The sequence below is a fragment of the Bifidobacterium choladohabitans genome (assembly GCF_016102005.1).
Classification (GTDB): Bacteria; Actinomycetota; Actinomycetes; order Actinomycetales; family Bifidobacteriaceae; genus Bombiscardovia; species Bombiscardovia choladohabitans.
This window is the reverse complement of sequence record NZ_JACFPL010000005.1, coordinates 104,148-115,421: the sequence shown is the minus strand read 5'-3', so window position 1 is coordinate 115,421 and position 11,274 is coordinate 104,148. Positions and strand designations below refer to the sequence as shown.

Here is an 11,274-nt window from a genome sequence, read left to right as displayed (position 1 = left end):
CACTGAGTCAAATGCATACAAAGTCTTAGCGAGCATAGTTAAATCGTATCGAATTTTATATTAGATTGACGCAATTTAGATATGACCATGACTGATGCATAGACTAAGAGAAATTTTATATTTCGTGTGAATTTGTCAAGTATCGTAATGATGTTGACCGTGCCGTTAACTTATCGAACGTGATATTATTCATTTGCCAACAGCCAGAGGGGGATTTCTCTTTAGGTGACGTGGTTCGGACGATTGAGTTATCCGCATGTGGAAGAGGATGAAGAACATTTTAACATAGTGGGAGTATAAGAATTCGGTTTTGTCGGGCTTACGGCTTTTTCTTCTGACCAACTGAATTATTAAGGTTACAGATGGCATTTTTCTAAAAATAGTAGATATATAGAGTCCATCCTAATGCACTACTCTTGTTAAGTAGACGACAGCTCCTAATTTCCAGTAAAAAATGTATCAACTTTCAAAGCCATCTTCTAGAGGTTGTGTTATAATACTAACAGACTATTACCTAATTGGCACAAAGCTGAACTTCATGCGTTAAAAACAATATTTATTTATACATAATGAAACTCTCTGAATTATCAATTATTCCATTTGCGATTTCGATAAGACACCCATTCTATGCCGGTATTTGAGAGGGATAGTTTGCCGTTTGGGTGAACTAAATAATAGTGTGCCTCCCGAGCGCTTACTCTTAACGAAAGAGTCCAACGTTTATAGGTCAACGGATATTGAAAAAGATTCAAATAATTGAACTTTAAAATATATTAATCCGAATAGAGAATATCTCGGATTGTTTATAGATATATGGCTAGGGAATAATTGCGATTTAATAAACAGTCGAATGACAACGACAAATGTCATCTACCCTACCAGCATGTATTTACTTCAGAAACGGTATCAGAAAACACTGCGACTTCCGTTGCTTTCATCACTTTGTTGGCAGAGTAGTTTAATTGAAATCTTTTTTTCCTGCGATCTTTATACAACTCGTAAACTTGTGGAACATCATCATATGTAAGAAGCCATGAATCATCTTTGTGATTGTTAAGAACATGCGCCAAGGCTTTGTGATCTTCTGCCTGAAAAGCATTAAGATATAGTGATTTCGCTTTTTCGAAATAGGGAGGATCGGCGTAAATGAACGTATTCTTTTGTCCGGCATACCTATTTATTACATCGATACCGTCGCACATAATAGGCACTATGGCGTCAGAATAAAGACCTAATATTCTGATACGTTCACATAAATCTTTTCGATTAAATCGTGCATTTATTTTGTAAGTTCCGTTTTGCTTAAAACCGCCAATCGGACCTGCGGTCAGCACGCCTGACCTGTTGGTCCTGTTCAGATAGAAAGTTGCAAATCCCAGCTCTCTTCTTTTACTTGTATCGGCCGCTTTATATATTTTATGTTGTCTTTTCCATTCGTCGATGCTTAATGTGGCCGTGGCGACTTGTTCGATAAGCCAATCATTATCGACACACAGTGTTTTCCAAAAGGAATAAATTGCAGGATCTAAATCATTTATTATGACATGCTCTACTTGTCCAGTAACTAGAAGCCCTAAGCCGGCACCAACGCCTCCTGCGTAAGGCTCAATATAGGTACACCCCGCTAAACCCATGTCACGTATTATTGCTCTCAACCGCGGGTACAAAGCAGACTTCCCTCCCGGATATCGAAGTGGAGAAATCCGGGGGCGCCTTGTAGAAATATGCGAGACAGTTCTACTCATATCCTTGTCACATACCTCATGATAGGGTTTATCGACGACCAAGCGTTAAAAACGTCCTCTGGAGTTACGGAATAGAGATAGTTATGATTGGCAGCATTTAGTGCGTCTCTGCTGCTTGTGTAGTTGAAACGATTGTTTGAGATAACCTTTTTTATAGATGGAACCAATAGCGTGTATTCTTTTTTGGCGTATTTGAGAAGCCACTCAAGTGTGTTGCTCAGATATACGAAGCCATTAACGTTTGTTCCGGATTGCTTTATGATGTCCGGATCTCCCGTTTTAAATGCAGCAAAAGCTTTTATGGTTTTTTCTAGAGTAGATCGTATAGCTATATAGGTAAGATTGGGGTATTGATATACGTTAATTTGAGATATTTCATTTAATTGTTTTTTTATTCCTTCTGGATATGTCTCTGGAATGTTAATTCCGTTGAAATCGAGTCGTTTTCTATTCTTTATATTGTCTTGATAACGTGATTGCCCGCTTGACGTTCTGGAAGTACTATTATTTTTGCTTTCCTCATGACGTTGTTCGTTATTTAGATTGTCATCATCTTGTGAAGTTAGATCATCTTCATTTATGTTGCTGGCTTTTTCGGGCGAGGAATTTGAAGTTTGCTTAACTTTTTCATCATTTACAACTTCCTCGAGTTTGTTAATTAACAACTTAAAGGTTGTACTTTTAGTAGAGTTGATGGTACGCGTATTGATTCTATCTGATTTTATCCCCTCAACGATGATTGTGGCTATTTTTTTGAGTGCTGCGTCTGATATTTCTTTTACGATATGTCCTTGATCATCCATACTAATACCGGTAAGAGCAAGGAAATCTTTCGACGTATAGATTCGTGTTAACGTTGAAGAAGTTGTCATCCATTTCTTGCTGTTTACATAATCCTGGAGCTCGGGGTCGGCGTACTTGATATTTTTGAATAGATTTAGCATTCTTGCACGAAAAACGAATTGTCTTACTTTAATCGTTGGATAACGATCTACGAGTTCTTTAAGAGTTCTGCCTGCATCGATTTGCGCTTGAAAGAAAGCTGCTTGCCTACGGGGACTCCATGGTTTCCGTAAATTAGAAGTGTGTATAGCCGCTACAAGTTGTTCTGCTTCGTCTTTGCTGGGCGCAACAAGGACTTCGATATTGGAGAGCGATTTTTTGGTTTCTTCAGAGATGGATTCGGTGGCTTTTTTAATTCGTGCTTGGAAATCAGGTACGAGCATTGGATTTTGAATGGCTTTGAGAGCGGCTACTCTACGGTTCCCCTCAACGACAATATATTTACCTTCTTGAGATAGCACTATAGGAATCTCGTGAGTAAAGTAGCCGTTTCTGGAGATGCCTTGGACGAGATTTAGAGCTTGCTCGTTAGTAAACAGATCCTGCATGATGTCAGCATCAATTTTCGCGTTTGTATGCTCGAGCCGGACGTTGTTTGGGTCTAATCGTATCTCGCTTATAACGTTTAATTCGATACGTGGCCATTGTGAGGTATTCAGCATCGGCTCTCCCATCTATTCCAATATGAGCTATTTCCTTACCATAAGATGTCTTGACAATGGACATTTTATCTTGTTTGAGTTAGAGAGGGAAATGTAGAGAATGTGGAGTCCTCTTATTATCTGTTTAGAAGCTATTTATTGTATAGTGATCATAATTGCCAACTCTGAAATAATATTTTGAAGTACGCTGCAGTTAACGTTCTTGTACATGTCAGCGTTGCTTAAATTTAGATCAGTCCCCAGTTGCAGCGAGTCAATTAATTACCGTTGATATTCCCTAGTCTCATATAAGGAAGTAAATCGTATGAGTATCATAGATAGCATCGCAGCTCCTGTTCTGTGTGCTGTGATTGAGCCGATATTAAAGAATCAGTTTTTTGACTCTGTTGTTATGAATCCGCCTGATTATCTAAAATGAATATCTAATAACTCCCAAAGTCTTTCATAAAGTGGAATGATTGCAGACGGAGGATATCTTTTTGTATAACGACGGCAGCAACAGCTATTGTTTTACTTTTTGCTAGGTGATGTTGTATAAGCAACTTCTGCGCGATCAGATGTTAATGGTGATGGTGGTGGCGATTGCACTGCCCGGATAGACCCGACTGTCAGTTCAATCGATGAGGCAGATGGAAGAAAAGAGTAGTCACCTGATTTGTCGTCATTACCTCTGATTCTCTTGAAGGAAACAATTTTATTTATTTCTTCTACTAGGACGAAATTCACTAAACAACTGAATTATACTTCTAAAGTATATTGATTTATTTGTACCCCTCCAGTGCACCGCTTGAGGCTGCTGTTCATGAATTATAGAAAAGAGTGACCTAAGGTGCAGTGGAAAAGCAGCGTATTGCTTACAACTATGATGTCCCTCATCGCAAGAATTCTATTGATTGACAAATCTATTTTATGGTTGTATCCCAAGCTACGAGCACGTCTCTTTTAACAAGTTTATTTAGCTGAGGGCAATCTATAAGGATGGTTTTCAAAAGACCTCAAACCTACCTGTGGAGCTAGCCGGATTCGAACCGGCGACCCTCTGCTTGCAAAGCAGATGCGCTACCAGCTGCGCCATAGCCCCGTAAATGTGGAAGTATCTTCAACCGCGCAAGAAATGCGTGGGCCTGGGAGGACTTGAACCTCCGACCTCATCCTTATCAGGGATGCGCTCTAACCAGCTGAGCTACAGGCCCATGCCGTGTGACCGAAGAATCACACAAATGGATAGCTTACCATAGTGTCCCCTCAAGTCAATCTCGGCGGCGTCGCGTCGCGTCTTGGCGGAAGAATGGTGGTTATGAGGCGGAAACGGCGTGCGGAACCAGTCCGGTCGGAGCAGCTGGAGGTCGGCGGCGAGACGGTTCTGGTCATCAGGAAGCGGATTGCCAACGTCTATCTGCGGGTCAAGCCGCCTGACGGCCATCTGGAAGTGACAGCGCCTCTGGCCTTGAGTGATGACCGGATTCGCATCTTTATCGACGGCAAGCGCCGCTGGATCGCAACCACTAGGGAACGTCTGGCCCGTTCACGCGATGTCTACACCCAACCCGGAGCCGATGGTCAGCTGTCGCCGGACCGGTCCGAGGCCGAAGCCAAGAGAATTCTACAGGAGAGGCTGCCGACTTTGCTGGATCGTTGGGTTCCTGTAGTAGGCCGTCGGCCTGAGCGTATCAGTTTGCGGAAGATGAAAACGCGCTGGGGCTCCTGCACCCCTGCCACTGCCAGCATCCGGCTCAACACCGAGCTGGCTTGGCTGGCTCCTGACCTGCTGGAGTATGTGCTGGTTCACGAACTGACCCACCTCTATGAGCATGGTCACGGCCCCGGCTTCCGCGCGCGGATGGATTGCTATATGCCTGACTGGACCGAGCGCCGTCGTCGACTCAACTGCTATCTGGCTTTGTGACTCCAGAAGCTTAGACATCTGAAGCTATGACTCCCAGAGCCATGATTTCCGGAGCCATCAACTCCGCGTGATTTCTGAACTTGTGCAATGCGAGCTTGTAAATTCCGAACCTGTAGCATAATACGTGCTGATGATTTCGCGCCCGAAATCCTGCTGTGTCTTCTGGTGCGAAACTGGATTGATTTTCGATCCGCTCTGTCTATCTTGATCTAACCTGACCATGCGGTCTGATTCAGCCCGATCTTGCTTTGATTCGTTCCGACCATGCTCAAGGTTGGTTTACTCCACCACATTTGTCATCGAAGACCGATGGAAGACTGCCGCCGCCCCTGCTGGTGCGCTAGCGTTGAGGAAGAGGGGCGATCCTGCAGCAGTCAGGCAGGCTCCCTGTAGCCCGGAGGTGCGTGTGGAGCTGATCCGGGGCAATTGATCATGAAGGAGCGGATGAAATGACGGAATCCAAGAAGACAATCAAGCGCGCCGTGGTGACCGGCGCCTCCAGCGGCATCGGCCAGGCCAGTGTGCGGGCCTTGGTTGACAAGGGCTGGAAAGTGGTCGGCCTGGCCCGGCGCGAGGACAATCTCAAGGCTCTGGCTGACCAGCTGGGTCAGAACTTCACCTATGAGGTATGCGATGTGACCGACGAGGACTCCACCCAGGCGGCCGTCGATGCCGTGCTCAAGGGCGGGCCGGTCAAGGCTCTGGTCAACTGCGCCGGCGCGGCCTTTGGCAAGGATCCGGTGGCTACCTCCAGCCTGGACGATTGGCGCGGCATGTACGAGCTGAACGTCATCGGCACCCTGCGGGTCATCCAGAAGCTGCTCCCGGCCCTGAAAGAGGCGGAGGGCACGGTCCTGGTGATCTCCTCCACGGCAGGCATCGAGCCCTACGAGGGTGGCGGCGGATACTGCGCTTCCAAGGCGGCGGAACGGGTCATGGCCCGCATTCTGCGGCTGGAGCTGATCGGTCAGCCGGTACGCGTGGTCGATATCGCCCCGGGCCTGGTCCACACCGATGAGTTCTCACTGAAACGGTTCGGCGGTGATAGCGACCGGGCCGATGCGGTCTATGCCGGGGTGCCCGACCCGCTGACCGCCGACGACATCGCAGGATGCGTCACATGGGCCCTGGAGCAGCCCGACACTGTGGACATCGACCAAATCGTGGTCCGTCCCCGGGCCGAGGGCTCCTACACCAAGCTTTACCGTCGCAGCTGAGCCTGGTAAGGGACCGATGCTGTCAAAACTGATTCTGTCAGAAACCGAGTTTGGCAGGTTGATTCCGGCGGGAACCGGGTCTGGCGGAGATTGGGTCTTGGCAGCTAAGCCTATGTGTTTCTGGCGGAACGCAGTCGACCGGGAATTGTGTCGACGGCCACGATGAGCACGGACAGGATTGACCCTGCCAGCACGCCCAGCAGGGCTGACTCCAAGTGCGGGGATCCGGCGAAGGCCAGGCTGGCGATCAGGAAAGACATGGTGAAGCCGATTCCGCAGAGCTGGCAGAGGCCGATCAAGTTCCCGGTCGTGGAGCCGGCAGGTCGCCGCAGTCCCAGACGACCTGCCAGAATCAGCATGGTCATGATCCCCAGGGGCTTGCCCAAGGCCAGTCCCAGAGTGGCGCCCCAGAAGATCCGGTCCGTCAGCAGTCCGGGTCCCAGCTGATCCAGGGGGATGGACAGCGAGAAAAAGGCGAACACGGGCAGGACCACCAGGGCGCTCCAAGGGGTCAGGAAGTGGTCCAGCCGTTCGGCCGGTGATGGCGTCGGGTTGCGGCTTGGCTCAATCCCAGTTGGTTCAAACCCAGCTGGTTTGGTATTGGCTTGACTGGTCACTGGTGGATGGGTCTCGGTCGGCTCGGTACCGGATGGTTTTGTATAGGTTGGCCTATGCTCGGTTGGCTCAGTTATGTCCGGCGCGGTACTGGCCGAAGGTTCTTCCGCTTCTGTTGCTTCCGCTTCGGCCGCATTCGGCCTGGCAACAGGGGTCAATAGGCCCATCGCCACTCCCGCCAGCACCGGGTGGATTCCAGCCTTGAAGAGGCCGTACCAGGCCAGCAGACCGCCCGCAAGGGCACCCAGCAGGAACAGCGGCATCAAGGGTCGCCAGAGCCGGAAGGAACGGCTCACCGCTCGGACCAGCAGGGCCCAGACCACTAGGCCGGCCAGGCAGGCAAGCAGCCAGCTCGGTTGTCCCAAGCTGGAGTAGCCCAGGGCGATCAGCAGGACGCCGATCAGGTCGTCGAAGATGGCCAGGGTCATCAAAAAGGCCTGCAGGGTGGGTCCGGCCTTGGGCAGGAGCAGTTGCAGAGCCGCCAGGGAAAAGGCTACATCGGTGGCCGTTGGGACAGCCCAGCCACGCAAACCAGCGGGGGAGCCCAGGTTGAACAGGCAGTAGATCAGGATCGGAACGGCCACACCGCCCAGGGCGGCCAGCATGGGCAGCAGGACCTGCCTGTGGTCGCGTAGAGTGCCCGTGGCAGCCTCCTGGCGCAGGTCAAGACCCATGGTCAGGAAGAATATGGTCAGCAGCCCGTCCTGTATCCAGTCCTTGAGGGACAGGTTCAATCCACCGGGCAGATCCAGAGGAATCCAAGCGGCAAGAGCGTTCAGCCCCGGCCCGGTCTCTGGCAGGTTGGCCAGGATCAGCCCAACCAGGGCACAGACCATCATGAATAGCCCGGTGATCCGATCGTTTTCAGCCAACGATGACAGGGCGGCGAAGAAGTTTGAAGGATGGAATCTGTTGTGCTGGCCCCTGTCAGATTCGCCTTGCCCACGCTGTGGATTTGATAGTTGGGCATTCGATGGCTTGGAATCCGACGGTCCGGAATTAAGTTGGGGGTCTGATAATCGGGAATCCGACTGCCCGGGATTGAAGGGTTTGAGATTCTGTTGCGAATTCGAATCGTCGTAATCCTGACGACGTGGATTGATAGAGAATGTTGGGAATGTAGGCGTGGGCGGCATGATGCTCCTGGTCGGGCGGGTAGGGTTCGGTCTTCCATGGCCGACCAGTCTTCCCGGCGTGAGGCGGCGCCCGGCCGTCTCCCAAGTGTCAATTCTATCCTGAAGCCCAGCAGTCTATCTCGGTTAGAGAAAATGCCAGCGGCCCCGCACCTTTCACGATGCAGGGCCGCTGGCTTACCGCTTATCGGAGCGGTGATGAGCTCTCAGAACTCAGTAACTTAGCAACTCAATAAACTCAGAACAGGTGGCTGCGCATGAACCACTGGAAGTGCTCCAGCTCCTGCACGTGGTCCTGCAGAATGTTGGAGCTGACGATGTCCAGGTCGTCCAGCTCCTTGATGGCCTCACGGTCGCGCTTGATGAAGGTGGTGTAGTAGGTGTCCAGGGCCTTCAGGTAGTCCAGAGCATCCTGGCGGCCGGTCATGGTGATGCCATCCCAATCGCGGTTCTTCATGATGTCGTCAGGCCGTCCGGCGGGGGAGCCGCCCAGGGTGGCGATGCGCTCGGCGGTCTCGTCGGCCATGTTCAGCACCGAATCGACCTCGGGGTCCATCATCTCGTGGATGCCGATGAATTCCTTGCCCTTCATGTTCCAATGGGCGTGCTTGAGGATCAGGGCAGTCTCCTGTTCCTGGCTCAGACGGCTCTGCAGGATGGCGATGACCTTTTCGCTGGTCGCTTCGTCGAGTCCCGGTACGGTAAAGTTCAATGCCATAATCGCTCCTTAAATATGAAATTATGTCTGCGGTCGGGTCAGCCCGACCATGTACTTCCAGACTAGAGGAAAAGGCAAGGAAACGCTTGGATTTTGCGGGAATCAACCAGTGAAATCATTCACGGACCATCGGCTACGCTGATAGTCATTTTCCCTTGACTGACGTGTGGCCGGTCACCGGCTGACTGTCAGCTGGGATTCGGTTGGACGATAGCTAGGCTCCGGTCGTAGCGTCGTCTCGGTCAGATTGGACCCGGTCCGGTTATCTTCGGTCTGCTCCCGCTTTGGAATTCGACCTGTCTTCATCTTTCCTGTCTTCGCCGCCTTCGTCATCATCGCCAGCCTGGTCCTCAGCCTCCTGGCGCCGCCTGACCTCGATGGTCTCGATGCGCCGACCATCCACCTTGGTCACCACCATGTCATACCCGTCGTCGGAGTGGATCACGTCGCCCACCTGCCCCATCCGCCCGGTCTGGGCCAGGAAGTAGCCGGCCAGGGTCTCGTAGGGCCCATCCTCCAGCTCGATCCCGGTCAGGTCGGCGAAGTCCTCGATGGTCATGCCGCCGTCGACCGTGGCCACCCCGTTGACGAAGGCGGTCGCCTGGGGATGGGCCGGGTTCTGCTCCTCGGGCAGGTCGTACTCGTCGCGGATGTCACCCACCAGCTCCTCGGTCATGTCCTCCAGGGTGACGATGCCGTCGGTGCCCCCGTACTCGTCGATGACCACGGCCAGGTGGATGCCCTTCTTGCGCAGCTTCTCCAGACTGGGCAGGAGCTTGGAGGTGCCGGGCAGGGCGATGCCGGGCCTGGTCACGTCGGCTACGGTCTTGGCTTGGGGATTGCGCACGTCCATCAGGTCGCGCACGTGGACGAAGCCCAGCACGTCGTCGAAGTCGCGTCCGGTCACCGGGTAGCGCGAGTAAGGCTCGTCGTGAACGAATTCGACCGCCTCCTGCAGGGGCATGTCCCCGGCGATGAAGACCACGTCGGCCCTGGGGCGCATGACCTCGGCCACGCTGGTCTCGGAGGCATCGAAGACGTCGCCCAGGATCATCCGCTCGTCCTTGCTCAGGTTGGTGTTGGAGGAGACCAGCATCCGCAGCTCGTCGTCGCTGACCTCGGTGTCGGTCTGCTGGGGGTCGAAGCCCAGGATGCGCACGATGAGGTCGGTGTTCTTGCCGATCAGCCAGATCAGCGGCCTGCACAGGGTGGTGAAGACGTCGATGGCCGGAACGACGGCCCTGGCGATGGCCTCGGTGCGCTGCATGGCGATCCGCTTGGGCACCAGCTCGGAGATGACGATGGAGCAGTAGGAGATGATCAGGGTCAGGATCACCGTGGTCAGGGTGCTGGCCAGACCCTCGTGTACGCCCCATCCGGTCAGGACGGGCACCACGTATGGGGCGATGGATGATGCGCCGAAGGAGGCCGACAGGAAGCCCGTCAGCGTCACGCCGATCTGCACTGCGGAAAGAAAGGTGTTGGGGTCCCGGGCGATGCGGGCCACCCGGGCGCCGCGCGCGTCCTGCTGCTCCATCTGCTCCAGCTGCGAGCCTCGCAGGGAGACCAGCGCCAGTTCAGTCCCCGAGAAGACGGAACCGAGCAGAAGGAAGAAGAGAATGAGCAGGATGTTCAGCCATAATGCCATGCCTCCAATGCTAGGGTATGGACGCCCCATGTGCCCTATGTCACACCCAGGCGGTGAACCTCCGTCTTCCCCATATAGCGCTACCTGACTAGCATGAAACACGGAAGCAGGTTCGGCTTCAAGCCGACATTCCCAACGCTCCCGAAAGGATTTTTTTCATGTCACAGCTTCAGCACGAATTGACTGAGTTCACCACGCAGGCCTATCAGGATAACAAGACCTTCCCGGTCTCCAAGAAGGATCTGCTGGGCCACTGGTCCCTGCTCTTCTTCTACCCTGCGGACTTCAGCTTCGTCTGCCCCACCGAGCTGGAGGATCTGGCCAGCAAGTACGAGGACTTCAAGAAGATCGGCTGCGAGATCTACTCCGTCTCCTGCGACACCGAGTTCGTCCACAAGGCCTGGCACGAGGCCAACGAGAAGATCGCCAAGGTCCAGTACCCCATGCTGGCCGATCCGACCGCAACCCTGGCCAAGGACCTGCAGACCTACAACGAGGCCGAGGGCAAGGCCGAGCGCGGCGACTTCATTCTGACCCCTGAGGGCAAGGTCGTGGCCTACGAGGTCATCTCCTCCAACGTGGGCCGCAACGCCGACGAGCTGCTGCGCCGCGTCCAGGCCTCCCAGTTCGTCTACGAGCACGGCGATCAGGTCTGCCCTGCCAAGTGGGAGCCCGGCGAGGACACCATCGAGCCCAGCCTGGATCTGGTCGGCCAGCTCTGATCCGCAGCTGCCAACATCGGGAACTCGCCGATCGGAAGCGACCAGGGCGGGTTCCCTTTTCTGTA

At 52.7% G+C, this 11,274-nt stretch carries 8 protein-coding genes and 2 tRNA genes; 3 read left to right on the top strand and 7 right to left on the bottom strand.

The genetic code is table 11. The features are described 5' to 3' along the window. Positions 1–875 precede the first annotated feature (875 nt). The 4 genes from H3S97_RS08225 to H3S97_RS08210 form a co-directional block, all read right to left on the bottom strand. A complete protein-coding gene (locus H3S97_RS08225; protein ID WP_198220253.1) occupies positions 876–1,745 on the bottom strand; it encodes a DNA adenine methylase in 870 nt (289 codons plus the stop codon). Beyond that, positions 1,742–3,262, bottom strand: coding sequence for a hypothetical protein (locus tag H3S97_RS08220; protein WP_198220252.1), 1,521 nt, complete (start codon positions 3,260–3,262; stop codon positions 1,742–1,744). Before H3S97_RS08220 ends, H3S97_RS08225 begins: the two co-directional genes overlap by 4 nt. 996 nt (positions 3,263–4,258) lie before the next feature. Continuing rightward, positions 4,259–4,331: transfer RNA gene (locus tag H3S97_RS08215), tRNA-Ala, on the bottom strand. A gap of 38 nt (positions 4,332–4,369) precedes the next feature. Further along, positions 4,370–4,443: transfer RNA gene (locus H3S97_RS08210), tRNA-Ile, on the bottom strand. A 104-nt stretch (positions 4,444–4,547) separates the two neighbouring features. On the opposite strand from H3S97_RS08210, the gene H3S97_RS08205 reads away from it, so the two are divergent. Next, positions 4,548–5,156: a M48 family metallopeptidase gene (locus tag H3S97_RS08205; RefSeq protein WP_198220251.1), complete on the top strand. Its 609-nt coding sequence runs from the start codon at positions 4,548–4,550 to the stop codon at positions 5,154–5,156. Positions 5,157–5,605: 449 nt separating this feature from the next. Beyond that, entirely contained in the window at positions 5,606–6,373 is a 768-nt protein-coding gene (locus H3S97_RS08200) for an SDR family oxidoreductase (RefSeq protein WP_198220250.1), read from the top strand. 110 nt (positions 6,374–6,483) lie between these two features. Here the strand turns inward: H3S97_RS08200 and H3S97_RS08195 are convergent, their stop codons facing one another. From H3S97_RS08195 to H3S97_RS08185, 3 genes are all read right to left on the bottom strand, one after another. Next, on the bottom strand, positions 6,484–7,860 hold the full coding sequence (locus tag H3S97_RS08195; protein WP_198220249.1) for a Na+/H+ antiporter NhaA: 1,377 nt from the start codon (positions 7,858–7,860) through the stop codon (positions 6,484–6,486). Between the two features lie 499 nt (positions 7,861–8,359). Then, positions 8,360–8,839, bottom strand: a complete 480-nt coding sequence (locus tag H3S97_RS08190; protein WP_015021094.1) for a Dps family protein — start codon at positions 8,837–8,839, stop codon at positions 8,360–8,362. A gap of 262 nt (positions 8,840–9,101) precedes the next feature. Then, complete coding sequence (locus H3S97_RS08185) at positions 9,102–10,487, bottom strand: hemolysin family protein (protein ID WP_232356385.1); 1,386 nt, start codon at positions 10,485–10,487, stop codon at positions 9,102–9,104. Between the two features lie 158 nt (positions 10,488–10,645). Here H3S97_RS08185 and H3S97_RS08180 point away from each other — a divergent pair, with 158 nt between their 5' ends. Beyond that, on the top strand, positions 10,646–11,209 hold the full coding sequence (locus tag H3S97_RS08180) for a peroxiredoxin (protein ID WP_015021096.1): 564 nt from the start codon (positions 10,646–10,648) through the stop codon (positions 11,207–11,209). Positions 11,210–11,274 lie beyond the last annotated feature (65 nt).

What these genes read in the sequence shown, in the direction of transcription:
- H3S97_RS08225 (WP_198220253.1), bottom strand. Translation starts at nt 1,745, where the DNA reads ATGAGTAGAACTGTCTCGCATATTTCTACAAGGCGCCCCCGGATTTCT.
- H3S97_RS08220 (WP_198220252.1), bottom strand. Translation starts at nt 3,262, where the DNA reads ATGGGAGAGCCGATGCTGAATACCTCACAATGGCCACGTATCGAATTA.
- H3S97_RS08205 (WP_198220251.1), top strand. Translation starts at nt 4,548, where the DNA reads ATGAGGCGGAAACGGCGTGCGGAACCAGTCCGGTCGGAGCAGCTGGAG.
- H3S97_RS08200 (WP_198220250.1), top strand. Translation starts at nt 5,606, where the DNA reads ATGACGGAATCCAAGAAGACAATCAAGCGCGCCGTGGTGACCGGCGCC.
- H3S97_RS08190 (WP_015021094.1), bottom strand. Translation starts at nt 8,839, where the DNA reads ATGGCATTGAACTTTACCGTACCGGGACTCGACGAAGCGACCAGCGAA.
- H3S97_RS08185 (WP_232356385.1), bottom strand. Translation starts at nt 10,487, where the DNA reads ATGGCATTATGGCTGAACATCCTGCTCATTCTCTTCTTCCTTCTGCTC.
- H3S97_RS08180 (WP_015021096.1), top strand. Translation starts at nt 10,646, where the DNA reads ATGTCACAGCTTCAGCACGAATTGACTGAGTTCACCACGCAGGCCTAT.